Source organism: Streptomyces sp. NPDC053513 (assembly GCF_044544765.1).
Classification (GTDB): domain Bacteria; phylum Actinomycetota; class Actinomycetes; order Streptomycetales; family Streptomycetaceae; genus Streptomyces; species Streptomyces litmocidini.
This window is the reverse complement of record NZ_JBITXP010000001.1, coordinates 526,572-552,242: the sequence shown is the minus strand read 5'-3', so window position 1 is coordinate 552,242 and position 25,671 is coordinate 526,572. Positions and strand designations below refer to the sequence as shown.

Below are 25,671 nucleotides of genomic sequence, written 5' to 3'. Positions count from 1 at the left end.
GAGAACGACATGAACGCATCCGAAGTCAGACCGGCCGCCTTGGGGGAGTCGGAGCCGAAGGCCCCCGGCCCGGTCGCCGACCGAGGCGCCCTGCCGCGTCTGATGCCGCTGCTCACCGTGGCGAACGCCGCCATGTTCATGGTCTACATGGGCGTCGGCGTGGTGCTGCTGCCCGTCCAGGTCGAACTGGTCGACCCGGCGGACAAGGTCGCCAACCTAGGTCTCGTCTCCGGCGTCGCCGCGATCTTCGCCACCCTCTTCAACCCGTTGGCGGGGCTCCTCTCCGACCGCTCGGGACGGCGCAACCCCTGGATCCTGTGCGGCGGCCTCGCGGCACTCGGCGCGCTCGCGCTCCTCGGCGCCGCCCGCACGGTCCTCCTCGTCACCATCGGCTGGTGTCTCGTCCAGGCGATGATGAACGTCTACCAGGCCGCTCTGACCGCCGTCGTCCCCGACCGCGTCCCCGCCGAACGCCGGGGCCTGGCCTCGGCGATGGTCGGCATCGGCACCCCCATCGGGTCCGCCGTCGGCATCTCCACCGCCGCCCTGTTCGTCCCCGGCGACATCGCCCCGGGGTACCTCGTGCTCGGCGCCGCGGTCGCCGGCGCGGCCGTCCTCTTCACCGCCGCGATGCGCGAGCGACGCCGGCCGAAGGCCGAACCGGTGCCGCTCGGCAGGCAGCTGGCCGCCTTCGCCGACACCCTCAAGTCGGCCGACTTCCGCTGGGTCTTCATCGGCCGCTTCCTGATGATGCTCGGCTTCTTCTCGGTCTCCCTCTTCCAGATGTACATCCTCCAGGACCACATCGAGCTCCCCGAAGGACTCGACGCGACCGGGGCCGTCGCCTTCATCGCCCCCGTCGACGCCGGCGTCACCCTGCTCGCCACGGTCCTCGGCGGCCTGCTCTCCGACCGCACGGGCCGCCGCAAGCCGCTCGTCGGCCTCTCCTGTGCCCTCTGCGGCGTCGCGATGCTCGTACCGGTCGTCAAGCCGGACTGGACCGGCATGCTGATCTTCACGGTCGTCGTCGGCCTCGCGTTCGGCTGCTACATGGCGGTGGACACCGCCCTCGTCACCCTGGTCCTGCCCAGCGCCGACGACGCGGCCCGCGACATGGGAGTCCTGAACATCGCCAACGCCGGCCCGCAGATCCTCGCCCCGTTCCTCGCCGCCCTGCTCGTCGGCGCGATCGGCTACGACGGGCTCTACCTCACGGCCGCCCTGCTCACGTTGCTCGGCGCGGCGGCGGTGATCCCGGTCAAGTCGGTGCGCTGAGGCGGCGGCCCCGCACCTCCTTTCCCGGACTCGCGGCCTCACCGGGGCCGCGACGCCGGGCGGCGCCACCTGACCGAGCGCCGCCCGGCACCCTCTCCCCACCGAAGGGAACACGCCCATGTCGTCGATGTCACCGACCTCGCGCAGACTCGGACTCGCGGCCGTGGGGGCCGTGCTGATCGCCGCGGCCGGAGTGACCGCGTACGCGACCACCCCCACGGCGCCCCCGGCCCGCCCGCTCGCCGGGATGCGGATCCTGATCTCCAACGACGACTCGATGCGGGCCGCGAAGGCGAGCAACTCCGACGGCCTCGGCCTGTACGAGCTGCGCCGCGCGATGTGCGCCGCCGGGGCCGACGTCGTGGTCATGGCCCCGTGGCAGGCCCAGTCCGGCAAGGGCACCGCCGTCACCAACGGCGGAGTCCTCACCGCCCAGCGCCGCACCGCCCTGCCCGCCGGATACGAGAACGACTGCGCCCAGGCGCCGTCCGGCGGCGCGGTCTACGGCGTCTGCCTCGCCGACGGCCACTGCGCCGCTGACTCCCCGTCCGCCACCCCGGCCGACACCGTCAAGCTCGCCCTCCGTGCCGGTCTGAAGGCCGAGGCGGGCTGGACGGAGGCCCCCGACCTCGTCCTCACCGGCATCAACTCCGGCCCCAACGTCTCCGCGCAGGTCAACGACTCCGGTACGGTCGGGGCCGCCGTCGCCGCGATCGACGAGGACGTCCCCGCCATCGCCTTCTCCTCGGCCGGCGACGAGACGAACACGTCCTTCCCGCGCGTCAACTACCGCGCCAACGCGGAGTTCGGTGCCCGCTTCGTCGCGGGACTCAGGCAGCGCGGACTGCTCACCGACGACTTCGCACTCAAGGTCGACTACCCCGACGTCAGCACCGGGACGCCCGCCAAGGCCCCCGCCTGGACGAGCGTCGGCCACGGGGCCGTCGTCTGGCACGCGTACGAACGGACCGGCGACGACTCCTTCGAGATCGGGCTCGGGTTCTGCGAGGAGACGCCGGGCGAGCCCTGCACCGAGACCGTGAAGGACGCCGACTCCGCGGCCCTGTTCCGTGACGGCCGCATCGCGATCGCCCCGGTGACCGCCGACCGCACCTACGGCGCGAAGGAACCGCGCCCCGAGACGCTGTGGAAGATCCGCCGGTACGTCGAGCACGACGCCCCTCGCGGCTGACCCCTTCCCCTGTCCCCTTCTAGGACAGAGAGCGCCACGCCCCGATCAGGGCCGTCCTGAGCACCTCGATCTCCTCGGCGCTCAGGTCGGCGACCATGCGCTCCTCCAGGGCGCGGGCCGGTCCGGCGTACTCGGCGAGCAGTCGCCGCCCCGGGTCGGCGAGGAGGATGAGGCGTTCGCGGCGGTTGGCGGGGTTGGGCTCGCGGCGGATCAGGCCCCGGCCCTCCAGCGCGCGGACCATGTCGGCCATCGACTGGGCGGTGACGAAGGAGTCGCGGGCGAGCTGGGCGGCGGAGATGCCGTCGTGCCGCTCCAGCACCGTCAGGGCGGTGTACTGCAGGGCCGTGATCCCGGCGGGCCTGACCAGTTCCTCCAGGCGGGCCCGCACCGCCAGCTCCGTCCTCTTGAGCAGGTAGAGCAGTGAGGTGCTCACGTTCGTCCTCCCGTGGTGAAGGTGCGCCCGGGACGGCCGTACCGCTCCCGAACCGGCTGCCGCCGGGGTGGCGGCACCTCTCACCCTAAAACATTGACAGGAATCCTGTTAATGCTCAGACTGGCGTTCATCAGGATTCCTGTCGATCCCGGCTCGTGCCGGGACTCTCGGCGCATCCCCCTTCCCTTCCACCCCCTTCACGGGAGGCACCTCTCATGGATCTTCACGGCAAGGTCGCCGTCGTCACCGGCAGCGGACGCGGTCTCGGACTGGCCTACGCCCAGGCTCTCGCCGCGGCCGGCGCCGCCGTCGTCGTCAACGACGTCGACCAGGCCGTCGTCGACGACGCCGTCGCCGCCATCACGGCCGAGGGGGGCCGGGCGACCGGCGTCGTCGCGGCGGTGGGCGACAGCGCGGCCGCGCAGGAGCTGGTGGACACGGCGGTGCGGGAGTTCGGGCGCCTGGACGTGCTCGTCACCAACGCCGGCATCCTGCGCGACCGCGTGCTGTGGAAGATGACCGACGAGGACTTCGACGACGTGGTCCGCGTCCACCTGCGCGGCACCTTCACCTGCGCCCGCGCCGCCGCCGTCCGCATGCGCGAGCAGGGCACCGGCGGCCGGCTGGTCCTCATCTCCTCCCCGGCCGGCCAGCGCGGCAACTTCGGCCAGACCAACTACGCCGCCGCCAAGGCGGGCATCGTCGCCATGGCCCGGACCTGGGCCATGGAGCTGGGCCGCGCCGGCATCACCGTCAACGCCGTCGTCCCGGTCGCCGCCACCGAGATGACCAAGACCATCCCGGCGTTCGCCCCGGTCATCGAGGAGTCCGAGCGCACGGGCGAGCCGCTGCCGGACTGGCTGCGCAAGGACGAGGGCCTCGGCACCGTCGAGGACGTCGCCGCACTGATCACCTTCCTCGCCTCGGACGACTCCGACGGAGTGACCGGCCAGGCCATCGGCATCGGCGGCGACCGGCTCGCCCTCTGGGCCCACCCCAAGGAGAAGTCCGTCGCCCTCGCCGACGGCGGCTGGACCGCCGACGCGATCGCCGTCGAGTGGCCGGGCGGCGTCGGAGCCGAGCCCGAGACCTACGGCATCCCCGCGCCCCAGGCCCCGGTGGCGTGACATGGGAGACCACGCGCTCGACCTCGACCGGCTCACGGCCATCGACGTGCACACGCACGCGGAGATCTCCAAGGACGGCCACGGGGCGCTGAGTCCCGAGCTCTTCGGAGCCTCCGAGGAGTACTTCAAGGCCCACGGCCACCGGCAGCCGACCATCGACGAGATGGCCGACCACTACCGGGAGCGCCGCATGGCGGCGGTGGTGTTCACCGTCGACGCCGAGCACGCCACCGGCCACCCGCGGATCTCCAACGAGGAGATCGCGGAGAGCTGCGCCGCCCACGCAGACGCGCTCATCCCCTTCGCGAGCATCGACCCGCACAAGGGACGCGCGGGCGTGCGGGAGGCCCGGCGCCTGGTCGAGGAGTACGGCGTCCGCGGCTTCAAGTTCCACCCGAGCATCCAGGCGTTCGCCCCGAACGACCCGCTCGCCTACCCCCTGTACGAGGCCATCGAGGAGCTCGGCGTGCCCGCGCTCTTCCACACCGGTCAGACGGGCATCGGCGCCGGCGTCCCGGGCGGCGGCGGCATCCGGCTGAAGTACTCGAACCCGATGCTGGTCGACGACGTGGCCGTCGACTTCCCCGAGCTGCGGATCATCCTGGCCCACCCGTCCTTCCCCTGGCAGGACGAAGCCCTGGCGGTGGCCACCCACAAGCCGCACGTGTACATCGACCTGTCCGGCTGGTCCCCGAAGTACTTCCCTCCGCAGCTCGTCCGGTACGCCAACACCCTGCTCAAGGACAAGGTGCTCTTCGGCTCCGACTATCCCGTCATCACCCCCGACCGATGGCTCGCCGATTTCGAGAAGCTCGACATCAAGCCCGAGGTCCGGCCGAAGATCCTCAAGGGGAACGCCGCCTACCTGCTGGGACTGACGGCGGACTGAAGGAGACACCATGTTGAACCGAGGCATCGGCTCCTGGCCCGCGCGCCGGGCCCGCAAGACCCCCGACCGGGTCGCCGTGGTCCACGAGGACCGCACCCTGACGTACGGCGAGCTCCACGAGCGCGTCCTGCGCCTCGCCCACGCCCTGCGCGCCCTCGGCGTGGCGAGGGGCGACCGGGTCGCGTATCTCGGCCCCAACCATCCGGCCTTCCTGGAGGGCCTGTTCGCCGCCGGGGCGCTGGGCGCGGTCTTCGTCCCGCTCAACACCCGGCTCGCGGCGCCGGAGCTGGCCTACAACCTGGCCGACTCGGGCAGCACCGTCCTCGTCCACGCGCCGGAGCAGGACGGGACGGCCCGTGCCGCGGTGGCCGAGGCGGGCGTACCGCACCGGATCGCCCTCGCCGGCCCCGACGAGGACGGAGGCCTCGGTTACGAGGAGCTGCTCGCCGGCGCCGGGACCGATCCGATGGACGAGGCCGTGGCACCCGAGGACCCGTGCATGATCATGTACACCTCCGGGACCACGGGCCGCCCCAAGGGCGCCGTCCTCTCCCACGCCAACATCACCTGGAACAGCGTCAACGTCCTCGTCGACACCGACCTGTCCGGCGACGAGGTCACCCTCGTCGTCGCCCCGCTGTTCCACACCGGCGGGCTCAACATGACCTGTCTGCCGACCCTCCTCAAGGGCGGCCGCGTGGTCCTCCTCGGAGCTTTCGACGCCGAACGCGTCCTGGGGCTCATCGAGGACCTGCGGGTGACGTACATGTTCGGCGTCCCCACCATGTACGACGCGATCGCCGCCCGGCCCCGCTGGGCGACCGCCGACCTGTCGAGCCTGCGCACCCTCAACTGCGGCGGTGCCCCCGTGCCCGCCCGCACCATCGCCACGTACCTCGACCGCGGCCTGGCCTTCAGCCAGGGCTACGGCATGACCGAGGCGTCCCCCGGAGTCCTGTTCCTGGACCGGGAGAAGGCCTCGGAGAAGGCGGGGTCTGCCGGGGTTCCGCACTTCTTCACCGACACCCGTGTCGTCGGGCCCGACGGCCGCGAGGTGGGTCCCGGGGAGCGCGGCGAGGTCCTCGTCCACGGCCCCAACGTCATGTCCGGTTACTGGGGACGGCCCCAGGACACCGAGGCCGCCTTCACAGACGGCCGCTGGCTGCGCACCGGCGACATCGCCCGCATCGACGACGAGGGCTTCGCCTACATCGTCGACCGGGCCAAGGACATGTTCGTCTCGGGCGGGGAGAACGTCTACCCGGCCGAGGTGGAGGACGCGGTCCTGGACCATCCCGCCGTCGCCGAATGCGCCGTCATCGGTGTGCCGGACCCGGTCTGGGGCGAGGTGGGCCGTGCCGTCGTCGTCCTGCGCCCCGGCGTCCGCGCCGACCGGGACGACATCCTCGGCCACCTCACGGGCCGGCTCGCCAAGTACAAGATCCCCAAGTCGCTCGTGGTGACCGAGGCGCTGCCCCGCACGCCCTCCGGGAAGATCATCAAGCCCGCTGTGCGCGACGCCCACGCCCCCGCTCCCGCCGAGCACCCCCACCCGTGACGGACCCGGGGGCGACACGCTCCCGGGAGCGCCCCCGCCATCCGCCCTGCCAACGAAAGGTCCTTCCATGTCCACCACCGCCAACGGCCTCGACGAACTCAAGTCCCTCAGCGGAGCCGACCTCGGCCACACGCGCTGGCTCGAGATCACCCAGGACCGGGTGAACACCTTCGCCGACGCCACCGACGACCACCAGTGGATCCACACCGACCCGGAAAAGGCCCAGGACGGTCCGTTCGGCGGCCCCATCGCCCACGGCTACCTCACCCTCTCCCTCATGATCCCGCTCTTCGGAGAGCTGCTCACCATCACCGGCACCAAGATGAGCGTCAACTACGGCCTGGAGAAGGTCCGTTTCCCCAGCCCCGTCCCCGTCGGTGCGAAGATCCGTCTCCGCGGTGTCGTCGGCACGGTGGAGGAGGTCAAGGGCAACGGCGTGCAGATGCCCCTGACGTTCACCGTCGAGGTCGACGGCAACGACAAGCCGGCCTGCGTCGCCGAGGCCGTGTACCGCCACTACGCCTGACGGGACCCCCATCGGGCCCGCACGGGGGGAGGCCTCCGCTCACCGCACGGGCGGAGGCCTGCGGCGGGCCGCCGCGGCGGGCGGGGCCACGAGGACCCCGCCCGCCGGATGGCACGGGAAAGGGGCGGTACCGGCCTTGTGGCCGGTACCGCCCCTTTCCCGTGCGTCAGCCCGCTCGGCCGCAGCGCTCGGTGTCGATCTCGGCGAGCGTGGACTCGTCATAGCGGGCCCCGTGGACGGTCGTGGCGTCGAGCACGTGGTCCGCCGCGTCGAGGGCCTCGCCCGGTACGTCGAGGTCGAGCACCGAAAGGTTCTCCCGCAGATGGGTCACCGACCGGGTCCCGGGAAGGGCGATGACGTGCGGACCCCTGGAGACGACCCACGCCAGGGCCGGCTGCGGAAGGGTGAGACCCGCGTCCGCGGCGATCCGCGCCACCTCGTGCCGCAGGGCCAGGTCGGCGGGGTAGTGCGCGGAGCCGAAGCGGGGCATGCCCCGGCGGATGTCGGAAGCCGGCAGCGCGTCCACGTCCGGGGGAGCGTCCGTGAGGAAACCACGGGCCAGCGGACTGAACGCCACCAGGGCGACGCCCAGTTCACGGGCCGCCGCCGGCGTGCCCTGCTCCGGGTTGCGTGACCAGAGGCTGTACTCGTTCTGCAGGGCGGCGATCGGGTGCACGGCGTGCGCCCGGCGCAGCGTCGCCGCGGAGACCTCGGAGAGCCCGAGCGCGCGCACCTTCCCCGCCGCCACCAGTTCGGCCATCGCCCCGACGCTCTCCTCCACCGGGACCCGCCAGCGCCGTCAGCAGCAACTCCTCGGCGGCCTCCGGGGTCGGCGGGACACCGTACGCGTGGCTCAGGTTCATGCAGCCCAGGCCGACCGCCGGGACCTCGAACGGACCGAGCCGGCGCGGGGCACGCCCCGCGCCGGCGGGAGACGGCGCGGTCACGAGCCCGCGACCGCGTTCAGCTGCTCCTCCAGCGCCGCCAGGGTCCGGTAGCAGGAAAGGACCTGGGCGATGGAGGAGTTCGGCTCGCGGCCTTCGCGGATGGCGGCGACGAACTCGCGGTCCTGGAGCTCGATGCCGTCCATCGACACGTCGACCCCGCTGACGTCGATCGGCTCCTCCTTGCCGGTGTACAGGTCGTCGTACCGGGCGATGTACGTGCCGGTGTCGCCGATGTAGCGGAAGAACGTGCCGAGCGGCCCGTCGTTGTTGAACGACAGCGACAGCGTGCAGATGGCGCCGTTCTCCGCCCGCAACTGGATCGACATGTCCATCGCGATGCCCAGCTCGGGGTGGACGGGGCCCTGCACGGCGTTGGCCTGCACGATCGGCGAACCCGCCTGGTACGCGAACAGGTCGACCGTGTGCGCGGCGTGGTGCCACAGCAGGTGGTCGGTCCAGGAGCGCGGCTGGCCGAGCGCGTTGAGGTTCTTCCGGCGGAAGAAGTACGTCTGCACGTCCATCTGCTGGATGTTGAACGCGCCGGCCTCGATCCGCTGCCGCACCCACTGGTGGCTCGGGTTGAACCGGCGGGTGTGACCCACCATCGCCACGAGTCCCGTGCGCTCCGCCGCGGCCCGGCACGCCTCGGCGTCCGCGAGCGAGTCGGCGAGCGGGATCTCGACCTGGACGTGCTTGCCCGCTTCGAGGCACGCCAGCGTCTGCGAGGCGTGCAGCTGCGTGGGGGTGGCGAGGACGACGGCGTCGACGTCGTCCATCGCCAGCACCTCGTCCAGGGAGGCGACGGCGCGTCCCACGCCCTGCTCCGCGGCGAACTTCCGGGCGCGTTCGAGGCCGCTGCTCACCACGGCGGCCACCTCGACGCCTTCGATCCGCTTCAGCGCGGCCGCGTGCTTGGCACCGAAGGCGCCGCCGCCGGCGAGGGCGATCCGCAGGATCCGGTCGTCAGTCATGTCACTCCTTCACGGCGGGCTCTTCGGCCCGGGGGTGGTTCTCCAGGATCAGGTGTCCGACGGCGGTGTTGGACGCCGGGACGTGGTAGAAGCGGTGCTTGACCTCGACCTCGCCGGAGCCGTCGACGTCGCTCATCGCACCGCGGGCGATCAGCCACATGACCAGCTCGATGCCCTCCGAGCCGGCCTCCTCGACGTACTCCAGGTGCGGCACCCGCGCGAGGTCCGCGGGGTCCTCGACCAGCCGGTCCAGGAAGGCGTTGTCCCACTCCCGGTTGATGAGGCCGGCGCGCGGTCCCTGGAGCTGGTGGCTCATGCCGCCGGTGCCCCACACCTGTACCTTGAGCGGCCGGTCGTACGACTCGATCGCCCGGCGCAGGGCCCGGCCGAGCTCGAAGCAACGGGCCCCCGAGGGGACGGGGTACTGCACCACGTTGACGTGGAAGGGGATCACCCTGCACGGCCACTTCTCGACGTCGCCGAACATCAGCGACAACGGGACGGTGAGGCCGTGGTCGACCGTCAGCTCGTTCGCGAGCGTGAGGTCGAAGTCGTCCCGGACGAGCGAGTGCGCGATGTGCGCGGCCAGGTCCGGGTCGCCCTCGACGCCGGGCACGGGGCGGGGCCCGTACCCCTCGTCGGCGGTGGGGAAGGCGGCGCCGGTCCCGAGGACGAAGGTGGGGATCAGGGACAGGTCGAAGGCGGAGGCGTGGTCGTTGTAGACCAGGAAGACCACGTCGGGGACGTTCTCCCGCTCCCACTCCCTGGAGAACGCGTACCCCTCGAAGACCGGTCGCCAGTAAGGCTCTTCGGTCTTCTCGTGGTCCATCGCCGCGCCGATCGCCGGCACGTGGGAGGTGAAGACCGCACCGGTGATCACGGCGTGCTCGGCCGGGGGCGTCGGATCGGCGTGCGCCGCCTCCAGGACCGCGTGGTCGATGCGGTTGCCGTCGACGGAGCGGCCGCCGCCGACCATCATCGCGCGGTACTCCTCCTCGGTCATGCCGGTCATCGACCCCGCCATCTGCTGGAACGAGAACCCCAGGGTCGCGCCCCACTTGGCGAGGAAGTAGATGTTGCCGCCCTCGCGCACGGCCGCGTTGAGGTCGCGGTCGAGCAGGGCCTGCTTCTGCTCCTCCCGCAGCGGCCACGAGTCCAGGTAGGCGCGCTCGTCGGCGAGGTAGGCCGCGCGGTTCTCCGCGGTCATCAGTGACATGCAGAACTGGTTGAGGTGATAGCCCTTGGCGGACTGCTCGGCGTCGAAGACGGTCGTCCCCGGCACCAGCTTGTAGGTCTTGTCCAGTGACATGGTGGCCTCCGGTCGTGGGCGGGTCAGTCGGCGTCCGGCCAGTACAGGCGCATCGGATTGTCGACGAGGAGCTTGTGCCGCAGGGCCGGGGTCGGCGCGATGTGCGGGACGAAGTCGACGAGCAGGCCGTCGTCGGGCATGTGGTCGGTGAGGTTCGGGTGGGGCCAGTCGGTGCCCCACAGGACGCGGTCGGGGAACTCCTCGACGACGCGCCGGGCGAAGGGGACCACGTCACGGTAGGCCGCCTGCTCCCCGCCGAGGGCCGGCGGGCCCGTCACCGAGAGCCGCTCCGGGCACGTCACCTTGCACCAGACGTCCGGACGGGCCCGCATGAAGTCCAGGAACGCCTCGAAGTCGGGCCCTTCCGGGTCCTTCGCGGTGTCCGGCCGCCCCATGTGGTCGACGACCAGCGGGACGGGGATCGACAGCAGGAAGTCCCGCAGGTCCGGGAGGTCCGCCGCCTCGAAGTAGACGACGACGTGCCAGCCGTACGGCGCGATCTTCTCGACCACGTCCAGCAGGTCCTGCCGTGGCGCCGCGTCCACGAGGCGCTTGACGAAGTTGAACCGCACCCCGCGGACGCCCGCCTCGTGCAGCTCCCGCACCTGGGCGTCGGTGACGTCGGGGCGCAGCGTCGCCACGCCCCGGGCCAGCCCGCCGGAGGCCCGCAGGGCGTCCACCATGGCGGTGTTGTCGGCACCGTGACAGGTCGCCTGCACCACGACGTTCCGGGCGAAGCCGAGGTGGTCGCGGAGCGCGAAGAGCCGGTCCTTGGAGGCGTCGCACGGCGTGTACTTGCGCTCGGGCGCGTACGGGAACTCGGCGCCGGGCCCGAAGACGTGACAGTGCGCGTCGACGGCGCCGGAGGGGAGCCGGAACCGCGGCCGGCTCGGACCGGCGTACCAGTCCAGCCAGCCCGGGGTCTTCTCGAAGGTCGTCATCCTCAGTCCTCGTAACGCAGGCCGAGCCCGGCCAGCGGGCCGCGCATGCCGTACATGTCCAGGCCGAGCCTGCCCGCGCGGAACTGCGCCCGCTTGTCTTCCTCGGCGGCCTCGCGGGCGGCGGAGGCGGCGGCCACGTCGGCGGCCCGCTCGCGCGGCACCACGACGACGCCGTCGGCGTCGGCGACGATCGCGTCGCCGGGGCGCACGAGGGCGTTGCCGCAGACCACGGGCACGTTGACGGAGCCGAGGGTGGCCTTGACGGTGCCCTTGGCGTTGATCGCGCGGGAGAAGACGGGGAAGTCCATCCTCTCCAGGTCGGTGACGTCGCGGACGCCTCCGTCGATGATCAGGCCCCGGCAGCCGCGGGCGCGGAACGAGGTGGCGAGCAGCTCACCGAAGAAGCCGTCCTCGCTCTCGGTCGTGCAGGCCGCGACGACGACGTCGCCGTCCTGGATCTGCTCGGCGGCGACGTGGAGCATCCAGTTGTCGCCGGGCTGGAGGAGCGCGGTCACGGCCGTGCCGCACATCCGGGCGCTCGGGTAGGCGGGGCGCAGGTAGGGGCGCATGAGGCCCACCCGGCCCATGGCCTCGTGGATCGTCGCGACGCCGTACTTCGCCAGCTCCGCGACGGCCTCCGGGTCGGCCCGGTCGATCTTCGTGTGGACGACGCCGAGTTCGGTGTGTTCCATGGGTGTTCCTCCTGGGGTCAGCGGCCGGCCGCGGCGAGGCGGGCGGCGAGTCGGGGGTAGACGCGCAGGGCGTTGCCGGAGTACACGGCGGCGCGGGCCTCGTCCGTCAGGTGCGGGGTGACGTCGACGTACCGCTTCGTGTCGTCGAAGTGGTGGCCGGTGTGCGGGTCGATGTCGCGGACCGCGCCGATCATCTCGCTGGCGAAGAGCACGGACCGGCTGGGGACGACCCGCGTGAGCAGGTCGATGCCGGGCTGGTGGTAGACGCAGGTGTCGAAGAAGACGTTGTCGAGCAGGGTCTCGGGGTCCGGCCGGCCGAGCGCCATGGCGAGGCCGCGGAACCGGCCCCAGTGGTACGGGACGGCGCCGCCGCCGTGCGGGATCACGAACCGCAGCGTCGGGAAGTCCTTGAACAGGTCGCCCTGGAGCAGCTGCATGAACGCCGTGGTGTCGGCATTGAGGTAGTGGGCGCCGGTGGTGTGGAACGCCGGATTGCACGAGGTGCTGACGTGGATCATCGCGGGGATGTCGTACGCGACCATCGCCTCGTAGACCGGGTACCAGCTGCGGTCCGTCAGCGGCGGCGCGGTCCATCCGCCGCCCGAAGGGTCGGGGTTGAGGTTGACCGTGACCGCCCCGAGCTCCTCGACCGCGCGGCGCAGCTCGGGCAGGCAGGTCGCGGGGTCGACGCCCGGCGACTGCGGCAGCATCGCGCCCGTCGCGAAGCGGTCGGGGTAGAGCGTGCCGACGCGGTGGACCAGGTCGTTGCAGATCCGGGCCCACACCGAGGAGACCGCGAAGTCACCGATGTGGTGGGCCATGAAACTGGCGCGCGGGGAGAAGATCGTCAGGTCGCTGCCGCGCTCGTTCATGAGCCGCAGCTGGTTGCCCTCGATCGCCTGTCGCAGGTCGTCGTCGGTGATGACCAGCTCGTCGGGGTCCGGGGCGGGGCCGCGGCCCTCGGCCGCCGCGATCTGGCGGTCGCGCCACCGGCCCAACTGCGGCGGCGCGGTGGTGAAGTGACCGTGGCAGTCGATGATCATGGATGTGCTCCTGGGAGTCGTCGGAATCAACCCTGGGCGCTGACGGGCCAGCCGGTGTACTGCTCGGAAAGGTAGAGGCGTCCGGCACGCGTTCCCACCACGTTGTCGAGCTCGCCGAGCCGACGGCGCCGGTCGAACGGCGAGGCACCGGGCGGTGTGTGCAGCAGCTCGGTCAGCCAGTGGGAGAAGTTCTGCGCCCGCCAGATCCGCCGCAGCGCCCGCGGCTGGTAGTCGTCGAGCGCGGCCTCTCCCTCGCCGCCGAGCGCCCGCAGGAGGACGTCGGCGAGCACCTTCACGTCGTGCAGGGCGAGGTTGAGCCCGCGGGCGCCGGTCGGCGGCACCGTGTGCGCGGCGTCTCCCGCGAGCACCATCGAGCCCCAGCGCATCGGCTCCTGCACGAACGAGCGGAACCGCAGCACCGACTTCTCCAGGACCGGTCCCTCGGCGAGGCGGAAGCCGTCCTCGCCGGCCACCCGGGCCTGGAGCGTCTCCCAGATCCGGTCGTCGGGCCACGCGTCGACGGACTCGTCGGGGTCGCACTGGAAGTACATCCGCTGCACGGTCTCGGTCCGCTGGCTGATCAGCGCGAACCCGTGCTCGGAGTGGGCGTAGACCAACTCGGGCGCGCTGCGCGGGGCCTCGGCCATGATGCCGAACCAGGCGAAGGGGTACTCCTTGCCGTACCGCACCCGCCGGTCCTCGGGGACCAGGTTGCGGCACATGCTGCGGGAGCCGTCGGCGCCGACCACGTACCGCGCGCGGATCTCGTGCCGGGAGCCGTCGGCGGCGGTGTAGCGGACCCGCGGGGCGTCGGTGGTGACGTCGAGGACCTCGGTGTCCCGGACGCCGAAGTGGACCGTGCCGCCGTCCCGCTCCCGGGCGTCGGCCAGGTCGATGAAGACGTCGGTCTGCGGATAGAGCCAGACCGACTCGCCCACCAGCGCCTTGAAGTGGATCCGGTGCGCCCGGCCTCCGAACCGGATCTCGGTGCCTTCGTGTTCGTGTCCCTCGCGCAGGATCCGGTCGGAGACGCCGGTCTCGACCAGGTCCCGGGCCACGTCGGCCTCCAGGATGCCGGCCCGCTGCGTCGTCTCGATCTCGTGCCGGGTGCGGGTGTCGAGCACGATCGTCCCGACACCCGCCCGTCCGAGCCGGTGGGCCAGCATCAGGCCGGCGGGGCCGGCGCCGACTACGGCGACGGGCACCGAGGCGACGGTGTCGACGGGGGCATCGGCCATGACATCTCCAGCGTGGACGCGAACGTTCGGGGTGACCCGAACGTTCGCACCCGGAGCGGAGGCCGGTCGCCGGCGTTTCCGTCAGGCGGAAGTGCCTCGGAGGTCAGAGCGCCGTGCGGGCCCGTCGGCCGAGCTCGTCGGAGATTCCGCGCACGGCCCTGAGCAGCGGTTCGCGCAGCCCCCGCGCACGGCTCGCGCTGCGCGCCGCGACGACGATCCCCAGCGCCGCGCTGACGGGCCCGGTCCGGCCGATCCGCACGGGCGCGGCCACCGCGACCGTGTCCTCCGAAAGCTGGCGGTCACTGACGAAGACCTGCTCGCGGCGGATGCGGTCCAGCTGTCTGCGCAGCGTCTTCGGGTCGGTGACCGTGTGCGGGGTCCACGCCCGCAGCGGCGATCCGAGGACCTCCTCCTGGATGTCCCGCGGCGCGTGCGCCAGCAACACCCGGCCCATTCCGGTGGAACCGACGGGGAACCGGGTCCCGACCATCGTCAGGAGCCGTACCGACCGGTGCCCGGCGATCCGCTCGACGAACACGAGCTCGGTGCCCTCCCGCACCGCGAGCTGGATGTTCTCGTGCGTCACCTCGTAGAGGTCCTGCATGAACGGCAGGGCCGCATCGCGCAGGATCTGCGTACGGGGGCAGCCCGAGGCGATCTCCCAGAGCCTCAGCCCGACGTGCCACGACCCGTCCTCCGCACGCTCCAGAGCCCCCCATGCCGCCAGTTCCCCCACCACGCGGTGCGCGGTGCTGAGGGCCAGCCCCGTTCGCTGGGCGATGTCCGACAGGGTCTGCGACGGGTGCTCGCGGTCGAAGGCCGACAGGACCAGGAGGACCTTTCCGGCCGCGGTGCTCTGGGGCGTGCTCACGCGATCAGTCTCGCAGACCGTCGTCGAGGCGCCCCCTCGCGCGTCGTACCAGCTGCCGGACCTGCCGTACCATCTGCCGGACACCAAGGAGGAGACGTGGACCGAGAGATCTCTGGGCTGTCCTCGATGGCGACGCGCCCCGTACTCGCCGAACTCACCGAACACATCCGGCTCGCCCACGGACTCGCGGTCCGCTTCGACTCCGCGGGCGGCGTCGAGATCGCGCGGCGGGTGCGCGACGGCGCCGAGTCCGACGTGCTCGTGCTGGCCGACGGGGCGCTGGCCGGGCTGACCGAGCAAGGACACGTCCTCGGCGGCACGGTGCGCCCCCTGTGGGTCTCGGAGGTCGTCGCCGCCGTGCCGGAGGGGACACCGGTTCCTCCGCTGCGCTCGGAATCCGACCTGCGGACCGCGCTGCGGTCGGCGAAGAGGATCGCCTACTCCACGGGCCCCAGCGGCACGGCCCTCCTCGATCTGATCGCCCGGCTGGACCTCGCCGACGTGCTGCGGGACCGGCTCGTCCAGGCGTCGCCCGGCGTGCCCGCCGGCAGCCTGCTGTCATCCGGCCGTGCGGACCTGGCCTTCCAGCAGCACAGCGAGCTGATGGACCTGCCGGGCGTCGTCGTCGCCGGCCCGCTGCCGGGCGACACCGCGATCACCTCGACGTTCAGCGGAGGCGTACTGGCCGTCTCCTCCCAACCGGCCCGCGCCGGCGACGTCCTCGACCTCCTCGGTTCCGACGCGGCGTCGAAGGCCGCCCGCGCCAGGGGCATGCGGGCCGCCGGGGGCCGGTGATCCCTCCGCCACGCGCCACGGCCGTCGTCACGGGTGCGTGAACACCCCGACCATGCGGGTGTCCGGATTGCTGCTCATCCCGACGATCGCGCCGCCGTCGGCACGGTTGACGCGCGCGTGCGCGCCCGCGTAGCCGTCGTCGGTGAGGAAGAACCCCAGCGCCGCGATCCAGTCGTCCACGGCCCCGGTCGCCGGGTCGTACACGGGCTCGGGCCGCGGCACGACCCGCTCCTGCGCCACGTACCCACCGCGCTCCACCGCGAGGTCCAGGGCCTTGCGCCACTCGGCGTCGGTGCACTCCCAGCCGACGAACGTGTCCAGACCGCCGTACCCGGCCCCGGGCTTGAGGATGAGCCGCTCCCGCCGCTCCCGGCAGAGCTCGACCAGCTCGACCGGCTCGGCGGGACCGGAGGCGCGCAGCGCCCGGCTCCACGGCAGGACCCGCTCGATCAGGGCCCGCTCACCGGCGTCGAAGGCGTGCTCCGAGCGCGGGTCGGAGAGGAGGGCGAGAGCGCTCTTGTGGGAGTAGAGGCCGCTCTCCAGCGATGTGAACAGCACGGTCCTGCCCGCCTCGTGGGCCCGGAAGAACGGCTCCGCCACGTCCGGCCCCCCGGGGTCGTCGAACAGCTGGCTCGCCGCGAAGTTCCGCAGCACCAGGTCGAGCGGGGTGCCGTCCAGGGTGAGTTTTCCGTCGGCACGCGCGCGTACGTCGCCGATCTCGCCGATCCTCAGGTCGAGCCCCTGCTCGGCCATCGCCTCCTGGGTGGAGCGCATCAGCCGCCCGTACGGGCCGACGCCGCCGCGCCCCTCGATCAGGCCGATCACCGGTTCCGAGGAGCCGGACAGCGCGGGGCGGGCGCGGTCGCGCAGGACGGCGGCCATCCGCTCGGCGATGTCCACATGGCCGAGACCGTGCTCGTGCGCGAAGGCGGCGAACTCGGGCACCCGCAGCAGTGCCCGGTCGAGGACGTCCATGTCGAGGCCGCCGACCTCGCTGCCGAGGTTGAACTCCAGGAGCTTGAACGAGGTGCCGTCGTGGTACGCGTCGGCGCGTCCCAGCTTGGCGGGGACGCCCGACCCGCCCCGGCGGAGCAGGGCCACGAGCGCCGGTGCGAGCCCGATCTCCGCCGCGTACCGCTCGACGTCCCCGCCGAACAGCCGCTCCGGCAGCGACAGGAGGAGGTCGAACAGGCCCTCCAGGTCCCGCGCGAACGCGGCCGTCTCCGAGGCCCGGACGAACCAGGGCCGCGGCAGCAGATGGGCCCGCCAGGCCTCCTCGAAGGCCGGTGGCAGCGCGGCCCGCGCGACGGCCGTCGCCAGCCCGCCCTCCCCGCGCAGGCACGCGTCCACGTATGTCCGGCTCAGGTCGGTCATCGATGTCGCTCGCTTCTTCTGAAGAGATCGGGTACGTGCTCCGAGCGGCGAGCAGGTTACCTCAGTAACCGATCCGCACCCCCGTGACCGCATGACGATCCGTCAGTCCTCCGGTGGCGGCGGAGAAACCGACCAGGACGTTCTCGGGGAGCGTCACCGCCACGTCGATCACCTGCGCGCCGTCGACCAGGACGACGAGGCGCCCGGCGGAGGTCACGTAGACGTCGATCACATGGCTGCCCGTGCGCAGCGCGGGCACGGCCGTCGAGGTGGCCGCGTACCGCAGGGTGGTGCCCGAGCCGCCGGTCGCGACGCCCACGAAGTTCGACGAGGGCTCTCCGGTGTTGCGGTACGTGTCCAGGGCGACCGCGACCCCGGGCAGGCCGGCGAAGCCGAGGCCACCGCCTCCGCCGCCGAGGGCGCCGGACGTCGTACGGGAGGCGTCGAGGAGCATCAGCGCGAGCCCGTCGCCGCCGGTGCCGCCGGAGAGCGTGGCGGTGAAGCGGGCCCTGAGCCGCGCGGAGGGCACGGCGGTGGCCTGGACCGCCGAACCCTTCAGGTACGTCTGGGCCGGGGTCAGGACGAGCGTGGTGCCCGACAGGGCGGCGCTGCCGTTGTACTTCCAGCCGTTGGGGCCGGGCGGCGGCACGGCGTACGAGGCGGCGGTGATCGACGCGCCCCGCACGGCGTGGATGTCGGTGATGCTGCCCGTGCCGCCGGTGAAGGCGAGCAGCGCGGCCGGGGGGAGCGAGGCGACCGTGGTCCGCAGCCGCTGGGTGCCGTCCACGGAGACCGTGACGGTCTTGCCGGCGACCGCTACGGAGACCGTGTGGGTGCCCGACCGCAGGTTCGGCACGCTCGTCGTCGTCGACGCGTAGGTGAGGCCCGAGGTGGTGCCCCCGGTGGCGATGCCGACGAAGTTGGCGGACGGCTCGCCCGTGTTCCTGAACGTGTCGAAGGCGACCGCCACGCCGGGCAGACCGGCGTACCCGAGGCCGCCGCCGACGCCGCCGAGCGCGGACGGCGTGGTCCCCGCCGGGTCGAGCAGCGAGAACGTGAGGCCGTCGGCGCCGGTGCCGCCGCCGATCACCGTGGTGAACGAGGCTTTGAGACCGTCCGTCAGGACCGGCACGGGCCAGACCGCGGAACCCTTCTGCGAGGCGCTCGCCTGGGTCAGCTGGAGGTCGTCGCCGGAGATCCGCGCGGAGCCGTTCAGCTTCCAGCCGCCCGCGCCGGGCGTGGGGACGGTGACCGTGGTCCCGCCGGTCCCGGATCCGGTCAGCGCCTCGTTGTGGGGACCGCTCCCGTCGTCGGCGGTCAGCTCGTACGCGGCCGTCACCGCGCCGATGGACGTGGGGGAGAAGGTGACGGCCTGGTGGACGACGTCGTCGGGGCCGAGCACCTGGCCCTCGCTGATCGGATTGGTGACCTGGAAGGGGGCCGCCGGAGGCTTCGCCTTGGTGACGGTGAGGGGGATGTTGCCGGTGTTGCTGATGTCGAAGGTCTTCGTCACGGACTCGCCGACCCTCACCTGCCCGAAGTCCGTCGAGGTCGGCGTGACGGTGAGCTGCGCCCGCCCGGTCACGGCCGTGCCGCTCAGGGCGACGGACACCGTGCCGTTCGTCCCGGTGACGGCGAGCGTTCCGGCGTCCTGTCCCGCGGTCGTCGGCGCGTACGCCACCTGCACGGTGACGGACTGCCGCGGCGGGACGACCGTGCCGGCCGCGGGCGGGTCGGACGCGGTGAACGGACCGGCGGGCGGGGAGACGGAGACGATCGTCTCGTCGGCCGTCCCCGTGTTGGTGAACGTCACGCCGAGCGTCTTCCGCGTCGTCGTGGCCACCGTCCCGAAGTCCAGCGCGGCCGGGGACGCGAGGAGGCCGGGCCTCGTCCCGTACCCGGTGAGGCCGAGCGCGCTCTCCCCCAGATCGGTGGCGAAGGTCAGGGCCGAGGTGTCGGGCCCGGGGGCCGTCGGCGAGAACGACACCCGCACCGCATGGGTCTCGCCCGCCCGCAGCGTCCGGGGCAGACCCGAGGAGGACGCCGAGAACGCACTGCCCGCCGGCGTGCTCACCCCGTTGACCGTCACGTCCCGCGTCGCCGTGACGGTCGCCGTCACCGTCCCCGTCGCCCCGACCGCGACCTCGCCGGCGTCCACCGGCTCACCCGTCAGCGCCGAGTTGGCGGGACGGCCGAAGGCCATCACGTGCCCGTCCCGCGTCCCCACGTAGACCCGCCCGCCGTCGGTGGCCGGCACCGCGAACTTCGAGGCCGTGCCGATCGGCGCCGACCAGCGCAGCCGCAGCGCCCCGTTCACCGGCACGGCGTCGTACGCGCGCAGCTGCCCGTTGGCGCCGTTCGCCCCGTCCGACGCGACGGCCCACACCAGCGCCGAGCCCGGGTTCGTCCCCGTCGACGTCACCACCGGCGAACCCGAGGTGTAGCCGAACCGCTCCGCGCTGCTGCCCGTGTTGGTGAGCCCCGGGAGGCCCGAGCCGGTGAGACCGTACGCGAACGCCCGCAGCGGCCCCCGGCTGCCGATCGTGTACACGTAGCCGCCCTGCCCGCCGTACACCGCGGGATGCCCCCAGACGCCCTCGTACGGGCCGAAGGTGCCGAGCACCTTGTCGGTGCCGCCGGGGCCCTGGCTCCGGCCGCCGAGGTCGTCCCGGTCGAGCAGGAACAGCCGCCCGTCCTTGCCGATCTGGACGAGGAGCCGGGGGTACCGGCTGGTCCCGAAGGCCGGCTCGGGGAGGGCCACCGGGCCGCCCGACCCCAGGTCCGTGTCGTTCAGGTCGAGCACCGGCGCGTCGGACGGGCTGAAGAAGTCCTGCGCCGACATCGTCCCGTCGCTGTTCACCCCGAGCCGGACCACCGACTCCGCCAGCTGGCCGGGCGGCCGGTTGCCCGGGCCCGGCGCGGGGGAGACCCCGTTGCCCGTCGAGAACAGGATCCGGCCCGGACCGTCGGAGACCAGACCGCCCCCGCTCATCCACACGCCCGCCATGCCGTTCGCGGAGGAGTCCTCGGTGGCCCACAGCGTCGTCTTCCGCGTCGAGGTGTTCACCCCCATGACGTAGCCGACGTAGGGGCCCCGGTCGCAGTGCGAGGCGAACGCCGCGTACACCGACCCGCCCATCAGCAGCAGCCCGGGCCGCTGAGCCGCGGTGTACGGGTTGAACGCCCGGCCCGGGTCGTTCACCGGCGCGCCCGCCACCTTCACGGGCCAGCCCGCCCGCTCGGCGCCCGTCGCCGGGTCGAGGGCGTGCACGTACCAGTTGGGGTGCTGGACGTCCGGCCCGTCGTTCACCTTGGCCGTGAGGTAGACGGCGTTGCTCGCCGGGTCGTACACCGGCGTCGACGTGACCCCGATGTTCGGCACCAGGTCGCCGCAGGTGACGGCGGAGGCGGGCCAGGGGGCGCCGAAGTCCTTCGACCAGCCGATGGCCCCGGTGGCCGCGTCGATCCCGTACGCCTTGTTGTTCTCGGTGGCCGCGACGAGGGTGCGCCCCACGACCAGAGGCTGGGCGTAGACCTGGCCGTCGACGGTGGTGGAGAACTGCAGCCCGAAGTCCGAGCTGGACACCTGGTCGGGGGCGAGCCCCGGCTCGTCCCGGTCCCAGCCGGTGCGCAGGTCGTCGTGGGAGATCGTCGTCTGGTCGGCGGCGGGAGCGGCCGGTTGCCGGGTTCCGGCGGGCGCGGCCGTCCCGACGGCCGCGCCGCCGAGGAGGCCCGCCGTGAGGGACATCGTCAGAAATCGGGCGATCGCTCTGCGTCGGCCGGCCATCTCTCCCCTTCACGTGGACGCACGAGGACGAAGACCGGGACGCTCCGCCGGCCTCATCGTGGACCTGCCATCTGGCGCGGACGCCATCGTGTCGGGTTCCCCACCCCAAATCCACCTGAACGGCGGGGTTCGGCGGCCTTCCCGTCGGCCCGTCATGTTCCCGGGCGTTAGCGGAACGTGAGCGAGACGTGAGCGGCACGCGGCAGGCTGGTGCGTGTCGGCAGGCCGGGGAGGGACGACCACCCGCCCGGCGTGCCCGCCGGCCCGTTCCGGGCAGCGGACCGGAAGGAACGGGACCGGGACGGGCGCGGTGGCGGCCGTCGTCCTGAAGGGTGCCGCCGTGGGGGCGGCACCGGGCAGGACGGGGCAGGGCCGTCGGGGAGGGGCCCCCGAACCGGGCTCCGCCCGGTCGGGATCCGGGACGGGCCGTGGGGGCCCGTCCCGGGCTCCGGCGAGGTGTCCCGGGCTCCGACGAGGCGTCCCGGGATCCGACCAGACGTACGGGGCTCCGACCAGACGTCCCGGCGACACAGCGGCCTCGTGCCGGCGCGTCCCTGGTGACAGGGCGCAGAACGACGACCTCCCCTACTACCAGGAGACATCATGCGACGACGTACCTTCCTCAAGGGCTCACTGCTGGGCGCGGCGGCCGCCGCCGTCCCGCTCGACACCCTGCTCGCCACGGGCGCCTCGGCGGCCGAACCGGCACCGGTCACCTCCCTGAGCGCGCTGCAGAGCGCGATCGACCGCGCGGTCCCCGGCGACCGGATCGTCGTCGCCGACGGCACGTACACCGTCCCGTCGGGCGGTGCCATCGACGTCTCCGGACGCAGCGGCATCACGATCGTCTCGCAGACCCGCGGCGGCGCCGTCCTGCGCGGCGAGCGCAGCTTCGTCCTCGACGGCGCGAACGCCGTCACCATCAGCGGCTTCGCGCTGCGGCAGAGCGGCACCCTGGAGATCCCGGCCGACAGCAAGGGCATCCGGCTGACCCGCAACGACATCCGGTTCGCGGACGTGGACGGCCTCGACTGGGTCCTCGTGGAGGGCGACGACGCCAAGATCGACCGGAACCACTTCCACGAGCGCACCACCCAGGGCATCTTCCTCGTCGTCGACGGCCCCGGCACGACCGCCGTGGCCCAGCGCCTCCACGTCTTCAAGAACCACTTCTCCGACCACGGCTACACCGGCACCAACGGCGGCGAGTCGATCCGGCTCGGCGTCAGCAGCCGGGCGCTGTCCACCGCGGACGCGATCGTGGAGTACAACCTGTTCGAGCGGTGCGACGGCGACCCCGAGGCCATCTCGGTGAAGTCCTCCGGCAACACGATCCGGTACAACACGATCCGCGCCAGCCAGGGCGGCATCGTGCTCCGCCACGGCAACGGCTCCACCGTCGAGGGCAACTGGCTCCTCGGCGGCAAGGAGGGCATCCGCCTCTACGGAAACGACCACCTCGTCGTGAACAACCACCTCGCCGGCCTCACCGGCCGGGCCCTGGTCATCGGCAGCGGCACCACGCGCGACCACCACGAGGGCGAGACCACCGAGGAGCGGCGCGGCAACGACGCCTGCGACCGCGCGGTGATCGTGCACAACACCCTGCGCGGCAACAAGAGTTCCCTCTCGGGCGAGACCCGCACCTACGAGCCGCGCGACGTGGTCGTCGCCGACAACCTCATCGTCGGGGACAGCGGCAGCCTCGTCGCGCTGGGCGCGAACACCGGCTTCATCTGGCAGGGCAACATCCTCTGGGGCGCGGCCTCCGACGGCACCCTCCCCAACGCCGGCTACACCCGCGTCGACCCCCGCCTGACGCAGTCCCCGGACGGCGTCTTCCGCCTCTCGGCGGGCAGCCCCGCGATCGGAGCCGCGACCCTCACCACGGTGGCGGTCCCGGAGGACATCGACGGCCACGCGCGCGGCACGGCGCGTGACGTCGGCTCCGACGAGTACTCGACCCTGGCGCCGGTCCGCCGCCCCCTCACCCCGACGGACGTGGGCCCGAACGCCTCCTGAACCCGCCGGGACGGCACGAGCCCCTTCCGTCCGCCCGCCCGCCGTGAGATCGTCCGCGGGTGAGGGATGTCGCCGGTGGAGAAACGGATTCAGGACGACCCGATGACGGTGCCGCGTCCGCCCTGCGGTTCGCGACGGAACTCGTCGCCTGGGTGGCCACGCCCTGGGCGCTGGCCGGGCACTCGTGGCTGCTCGCCGCCCTGTCCGTGGTGGTCCTGATCGGTCTCCCGACCCTCTTCTCCACCCCGGGGGACAAGGCGCAGGTGATCGTCGCGGTGCCGGGGCGGGTCACGATCCTGCTGGTGCTGCTCCAGCTGGCCGCCGCCGTGATCTCCTCGTGGCTCGCCTGGCCCGCCTGGGCGGCGGTGCCCGTGACCGCGCTGGCCGCAGCGACCGTCGTCACGGAGCGCCGCCGCTGGACCTGGCTGCTCTCCGTGGACCGACGCGCCGCCTGAAGGGCTCGTCCGCCGCTCCTCCCCGCCCTCCGAGCGGGCTTCCTCCGACCGGATCGCGTCCGACCGGCACCCGCCGCACCGCCGTCGCCGTGCCGATGTCGGATCAGCGGAGGAACCCGCCCGGGCCGAGGCCCTCCCGCGCGTTCCGGCCGTGCGGGAGGAGTCCGACGGCGCCGGCGTTGTCGGTCCCCGGTGTTAACGTCGCCGCCATGGCGAACCGTTCCTATCTCTATTCCGCGGACTCGATGCCGAACGAGGCGGAGATCCCCCAGCGGATCCGATGCATATCCGAGCACAACCGGGACGTCCCGCTCGCGCACAAACTCCTGGTGGGGCGCGGGACGACGATGGTCCCGTCCATGATCTGGAATCCTCCGATCGGCATCGCCGCGGACTACGCCGGCGGGGCGGCCCTGCTCCGCGACCTCCTGCGCGCGGTCGGCGAGGGTCTGGAGGACGACGCCGAGTTCGCCGCATGCGTCGCCAGGACCACGGCCCACCTCGACAAGCAGCAGGCGAAGTACTTCGTCCTGGAGACCGGGGAGATCGTCTCGATGACGGACGAGGATCCGGCAGCGAGCGTGCGGCGTCTGGTGGCCGAGGACATCCCCGACGCCGTCGCCCGGGCCGAGGCCGCGATCGTCGGACGGAACGACGACTGGCTGGCCTCGGTCCGGGCCGACTGGCAGAGGCACTTCGCGTCCTTCTACAGCGACGCGCTCTACTTCTCCTTCCCCGGCTGACGGGCCCGCGGCGCGGTGCCGGGCGATCCCGGGCCGATCCGGAGGACTCCGCAGGACACGACCCGGGGCCGGGGCGTTCTCAGGCCTCCCCGAGGCCGCCCCGGGCGATGACCTCCGCGTACCAGCGGGCGCTGTCCTTCGGGGTCCGCCGCTGCGTCGCGAAGTCCACGTGGACGATGCCGAACCGCTTGCTGTAGCCGTACGCCCACTCGAAGTTGTCGAGCAGCGACCACAGGAAGTAGCCGCGCACGTCGGCGCCGTCCGCGAGCGCCCGGTGCACCGCCGCCAGATGCGCGTGCAGGTACGCCACCCGCTCCGGGTCCTTCACGTTCCCCGAGGGGTCGGCGTAGTCGTCGTACGCGGCGCCGTTCTCGGTGATCACCAGCGGTACGCCCGGCAGCTCGTCCCGCAGCCGGACCAGGAGTTCGTACAGTCCGTCCGCGTCCACCGGCCAGTCCATGGCCGTGCGCGGCCCGGGCGCCGGCTCGAACCGCACGTACCGCTCGGCGCCCGCCCACGGCGACGGCGACTCGGAGGTGCCGGCCGCGACGACCGCCGGGGAGTAGTAGTTGATGCCCAGCGAGTCGATCGGCGCGGCCGCCGTCGCCAGGTCGCCGTCCCGGACGAACGACCAGTCCGTGACGGCCGCCGTGTCATGGACCAGGTCCTCCGGCAGCCGTCCGTGGAAGACCGGGTCGAGGAAGATCCGGTTGCCGACGGCGTCGATCCGCCGGGCCGCGTCCAGATCCCCCGGGTCCTGCGAACGCGCCCGTACGGCATGGAGGTTGAGGGTCAGGGACACCTCCGCAGAACCGGGCAGCGCACCGCGCAACGTCCGGGCCGCGAGGCCGTGCGCCAGGTTGAGGTGGTGCGCGGCGCGCAGTGCGGCGACGTCGCTGGTCCGTCCCGGGGCGTGCACGCCGTTCCCGTAACCAAGGAAGGCCGAGCACCAGGGCTCGTTGAGCGTGGTCCAGGTGGCGACCCGGTCGCCGAGCGCGTCCGCCATGATGTGCGCGTACTCGGCGAACCGGTACGCGGTCTCCCGGTGCGGCCAGCCGCCGGCGGCCTCCAGCTCCTGCGGCAGGTCCCAGTGGTAGAGCGTCGCCACCGGCCGGATGCCGGCCTCCAGGAGCGCGTCGACGAGCCGCCGGTAGAAGTCCAGGCCCGTACGGACGGCCGGGCCGCGCCCGGTGGGCTGGACCCGCGGCCAGGAGACCGAGAAGCGGTAGTCGGTCACGCCGAGCCGCCGCATCAGGGCGACGTCCTCGTCGACCCGGTGGTAGTGGTCGGCGGCGATGTCACCGGTGTCGCCGTTGCGCACCTTGCCGGGCGTGCGGCTGAAGGTGTCCCAGATCGAGGGACCGCGGCCGTCCTCGGCCGCCGCCCCCTCGATCTGGTACGCGGCCGTGGCCGTGCCCCAGCGGAAGCCCTCGGGGAAACGTAGGGAGGCCGTGACGTCGGAATGGGTGTCGAGCGCGGTCAT

Annotated in this window: 22 protein-coding genes; 10 read left to right on the top strand and 12 right to left on the bottom strand. The window is 72.7% G+C overall.

All coding sequences use genetic code 11. The features are described 5' to 3' along the window. The first annotated feature begins 9 nt into the window (after nt 1-9). Both ACIGW4_RS02295 and surE read left to right on the top strand, forming a co-directional pair. A complete protein-coding gene (locus ACIGW4_RS02295; RefSeq protein ID WP_399577915.1) occupies nt 10-1,275 on the top strand; it encodes an MFS transporter in 1,266 nt (421 codons plus the stop codon). 118 nt (nt 1,276-1,393) lie between these two features. Next, nucleotides 1,394-2,467 (top strand): 5'/3'-nucleotidase SurE, encoded by a 1,074-nt coding sequence (gene surE, locus ACIGW4_RS02290; RefSeq protein WP_399577914.1) that lies wholly within the window; start codon nt 1,394-1,396, stop codon nt 2,465-2,467. A 19-nt stretch (nt 2,468-2,486) separates the two neighbouring features. On the opposite strand, the gene ACIGW4_RS02285 is transcribed toward surE, so the two are convergent. Then, on the bottom strand, nt 2,487-2,900 hold the full coding sequence (locus tag ACIGW4_RS02285; RefSeq protein WP_359591125.1) for a MarR family transcriptional regulator: 414 nt from the start codon (nt 2,898-2,900) through the stop codon (nt 2,487-2,489). Between the two features lie 215 nt (nt 2,901-3,115). Here ACIGW4_RS02285 and ACIGW4_RS02280 point away from each other — a divergent pair, with 215 nt between their 5' ends. The 4 genes from ACIGW4_RS02280 (at nt 3,116) to ACIGW4_RS02265 (ending at nt 7,000) form a co-directional block, all read left to right on the top strand. Continuing rightward, entirely contained in the window at nt 3,116-4,027 is a 912-nt protein-coding gene (locus tag ACIGW4_RS02280; protein ID WP_359591123.1) for an SDR family NAD(P)-dependent oxidoreductase, read from the top strand. A 1-nt stretch (nt 4,028) separates the two neighbouring features. Then, nucleotides 4,029-4,916, top strand: a complete 888-nt coding sequence (locus tag ACIGW4_RS02275; RefSeq protein WP_123456994.1) for an amidohydrolase family protein — start codon at nt 4,029-4,031, stop codon at nt 4,914-4,916. A 10-nt stretch (nt 4,917-4,926) separates the two neighbouring features. Next, the gene (locus ACIGW4_RS02270; RefSeq protein WP_399577911.1) at nt 4,927-6,474 is read left to right on the top strand and encodes a long-chain fatty acid--CoA ligase; all 1,548 of its coding nucleotides are present in this window, start codon (nt 4,927-4,929) and stop codon (nt 6,472-6,474) included. Nucleotides 6,475-6,541: 67 nt separating this feature from the next. Continuing rightward, on the top strand, nt 6,542-7,000 hold the full coding sequence (locus ACIGW4_RS02265) for a MaoC family dehydratase (protein WP_399577908.1): 459 nt from the start codon (nt 6,542-6,544) through the stop codon (nt 6,998-7,000). 166 nt (nt 7,001-7,166) lie between these two features. Here the strand turns inward: ACIGW4_RS02265 and ACIGW4_RS02260 are convergent, their stop codons facing one another. From ACIGW4_RS02260 to ACIGW4_RS02225, 8 genes are all read right to left on the bottom strand, one after another. Further along, nucleotides 7,167-7,760, bottom strand: coding sequence for an aldo/keto reductase (locus tag ACIGW4_RS02260; RefSeq protein ID WP_399577905.1), 594 nt, complete (start codon nt 7,758-7,760; stop codon nt 7,167-7,169). Nucleotides 7,761-7,943: 183 nt separating this feature from the next. Continuing rightward, nucleotides 7,944-8,918, bottom strand: a complete 975-nt coding sequence (locus tag ACIGW4_RS02255) for a Gfo/Idh/MocA family oxidoreductase (RefSeq protein ID WP_123456997.1) — start codon at nt 8,916-8,918, stop codon at nt 7,944-7,946. Nucleotide 8,919: 1 nt separating this feature from the next. Then, nucleotides 8,920-10,227: a protocatechuate 4,5-dioxygenase subunit alpha gene (ligA, locus tag ACIGW4_RS02250; protein WP_398706623.1), complete on the bottom strand. Its 1,308-nt coding sequence runs from the start codon at nt 10,225-10,227 to the stop codon at nt 8,920-8,922. A 23-nt stretch (nt 10,228-10,250) separates the two neighbouring features. Further along, nucleotides 10,251-11,168, bottom strand: coding sequence for an amidohydrolase family protein (locus ACIGW4_RS02245; protein ID WP_399577902.1), 918 nt, complete (start codon nt 11,166-11,168; stop codon nt 10,251-10,253). A gap of 2 nt (nt 11,169-11,170) precedes the next feature. Beyond that, complete coding sequence (ligK, locus tag ACIGW4_RS02240) at nt 11,171-11,860, bottom strand: 4-carboxy-4-hydroxy-2-oxoadipate aldolase/oxaloacetate decarboxylase (RefSeq protein ID WP_399577899.1); 690 nt, start codon at nt 11,858-11,860, stop codon at nt 11,171-11,173. Between the two features lie 17 nt (nt 11,861-11,877). Further along, a complete protein-coding gene (locus ACIGW4_RS02235) occupies nt 11,878-12,903 on the bottom strand; it encodes an amidohydrolase family protein (RefSeq protein WP_123457001.1) in 1,026 nt (341 codons plus the stop codon). A 26-nt stretch (nt 12,904-12,929) separates the two neighbouring features. After that, a complete protein-coding gene (locus tag ACIGW4_RS02230; RefSeq protein ID WP_123457002.1) occupies nt 12,930-14,141 on the bottom strand; it encodes a 4-hydroxybenzoate 3-monooxygenase in 1,212 nt (403 codons plus the stop codon). 103 nt (nt 14,142-14,244) lie between these two features. Continuing rightward, entirely contained in the window at nt 14,245-15,012 is a 768-nt protein-coding gene (locus ACIGW4_RS02225) for an IclR family transcriptional regulator (protein WP_398706629.1), read from the bottom strand. 96 nt (nt 15,013-15,108) lie between these two features. Here ACIGW4_RS02225 and ACIGW4_RS02220 point away from each other — a divergent pair, with 96 nt between their 5' ends. Further along, complete coding sequence (locus ACIGW4_RS02220) at nt 15,109-15,807, top strand: substrate-binding domain-containing protein (protein ID WP_123457004.1); 699 nt, start codon at nt 15,109-15,111, stop codon at nt 15,805-15,807. Nucleotides 15,808-15,834: 27 nt separating this feature from the next. Here ACIGW4_RS02220 and ACIGW4_RS02215 read toward each other — a convergent pair whose 3' ends face one another. Further along, nucleotides 15,835-17,181 carry a hypothetical protein gene (locus ACIGW4_RS02215; protein WP_399577895.1) on the bottom strand — a complete coding sequence of 449 codons (1,347 nt, stop codon included), beginning with the start codon at nt 17,179-17,181 and terminating at the stop codon, nt 15,835-15,837. A gap of 61 nt (nt 17,182-17,242) precedes the next feature. After that, nucleotides 17,243-20,929, bottom strand: a complete 3,687-nt coding sequence (locus tag ACIGW4_RS02210) for a choice-of-anchor D domain-containing protein (RefSeq protein ID WP_399577893.1) — start codon at nt 20,927-20,929, stop codon at nt 17,243-17,245. Nucleotides 20,930-21,571: 642 nt separating this feature from the next. Between ACIGW4_RS02210 and ACIGW4_RS02205 the strand changes: the two genes are divergently transcribed. The 3 genes from ACIGW4_RS02205 to ACIGW4_RS02195 all read left to right on the top strand — a co-directional run bounded on the left by ACIGW4_RS02205 (nt 21,572) and on the right by ACIGW4_RS02195 (nt 24,188). Beyond that, nucleotides 21,572-22,990, top strand: coding sequence for a chondroitinase-B domain-containing protein (locus ACIGW4_RS02205; RefSeq protein WP_399577890.1), 1,419 nt, complete (start codon nt 21,572-21,574; stop codon nt 22,988-22,990). A 59-nt stretch (nt 22,991-23,049) separates the two neighbouring features. After that, nucleotides 23,050-23,445 (top strand): hypothetical protein, encoded by a 396-nt coding sequence (locus tag ACIGW4_RS02200; protein ID WP_185094728.1) that lies wholly within the window; start codon nt 23,050-23,052, stop codon nt 23,443-23,445. A 209-nt stretch (nt 23,446-23,654) separates the two neighbouring features. Next, nucleotides 23,655-24,188, top strand: coding sequence for a hypothetical protein (locus ACIGW4_RS02195; RefSeq protein ID WP_399577888.1), 534 nt, complete (start codon nt 23,655-23,657; stop codon nt 24,186-24,188). A gap of 79 nt (nt 24,189-24,267) precedes the next feature. Here ACIGW4_RS02195 and ACIGW4_RS02190 read toward each other — a convergent pair whose 3' ends face one another. Continuing rightward, a complete protein-coding gene (locus ACIGW4_RS02190; RefSeq protein WP_398706638.1) occupies nt 24,268-25,671 on the bottom strand; it encodes a GH1 family beta-glucosidase in 1,404 nt (467 codons plus the stop codon).

Coding starts and splice junctions, on each gene's coding strand:
- ACIGW4_RS02195 (WP_399577888.1), top strand. CDS start 23,655: ATGGCGAACCGTTCCTATCTCTATTCCGCGGACTCGATGCCGAACGAG.
- ligA (WP_398706623.1), bottom strand. CDS start 10,227: ATGTCACTGGACAAGACCTACAAGCTGGTGCCGGGGACGACCGTCTTC.
- ACIGW4_RS02205 (WP_399577890.1), top strand. CDS start 21,572: ATGCGACGACGTACCTTCCTCAAGGGCTCACTGCTGGGCGCGGCGGCC.
- ACIGW4_RS02270 (WP_399577911.1), top strand. CDS start 4,927: ATGTTGAACCGAGGCATCGGCTCCTGGCCCGCGCGCCGGGCCCGCAAG.
- ACIGW4_RS02265 (WP_399577908.1), top strand. CDS start 6,542: ATGTCCACCACCGCCAACGGCCTCGACGAACTCAAGTCCCTCAGCGGA.
- ACIGW4_RS02295 (WP_399577915.1), top strand. CDS start 10: ATGAACGCATCCGAAGTCAGACCGGCCGCCTTGGGGGAGTCGGAGCCG.
- ACIGW4_RS02215 (WP_399577895.1), bottom strand. CDS start 17,181: ATGACCGACCTGAGCCGGACATACGTGGACGCGTGCCTGCGCGGGGAG.
- ligK (WP_399577899.1), bottom strand. CDS start 11,860: ATGGAACACACCGAACTCGGCGTCGTCCACACGAAGATCGACCGGGCC.
- ACIGW4_RS02210 (WP_399577893.1), bottom strand. CDS start 20,929: ATGTCCCTCACGGCGGGCCTCCTCGGCGGCGCGGCCGTCGGGACGGCC.
- ACIGW4_RS02190 (WP_398706638.1), bottom strand. CDS start 25,671: ATGACCGCGCTCGACACCCATTCCGACGTCACGGCCTCCCTACGTTTC.
- ACIGW4_RS02280 (WP_359591123.1), top strand. CDS start 3,116: ATGGATCTTCACGGCAAGGTCGCCGTCGTCACCGGCAGCGGACGCGGT.
- ACIGW4_RS02255 (WP_123456997.1), bottom strand. CDS start 8,918: ATGACTGACGACCGGATCCTGCGGATCGCCCTCGCCGGCGGCGGCGCC.
- surE (WP_399577914.1), top strand. CDS start 1,394: ATGTCGTCGATGTCACCGACCTCGCGCAGACTCGGACTCGCGGCCGTG.
- ACIGW4_RS02245 (WP_399577902.1), bottom strand. CDS start 11,168: ATGACGACCTTCGAGAAGACCCCGGGCTGGCTGGACTGGTACGCCGGT.
- ACIGW4_RS02260 (WP_399577905.1), bottom strand. CDS start 7,760: ATGGCCGAACTGGTGGCGGCGGGGAAGGTGCGCGCGCTCGGGCTCTCC.
- ACIGW4_RS02275 (WP_123456994.1), top strand. CDS start 4,029: ATGGGAGACCACGCGCTCGACCTCGACCGGCTCACGGCCATCGACGTG.
- ACIGW4_RS02235 (WP_123457001.1), bottom strand. CDS start 12,903: ATGATCATCGACTGCCACGGTCACTTCACCACCGCGCCGCCGCAGTTG.
- ACIGW4_RS02230 (WP_123457002.1), bottom strand. CDS start 14,141: ATGGCCGATGCCCCCGTCGACACCGTCGCCTCGGTGCCCGTCGCCGTA.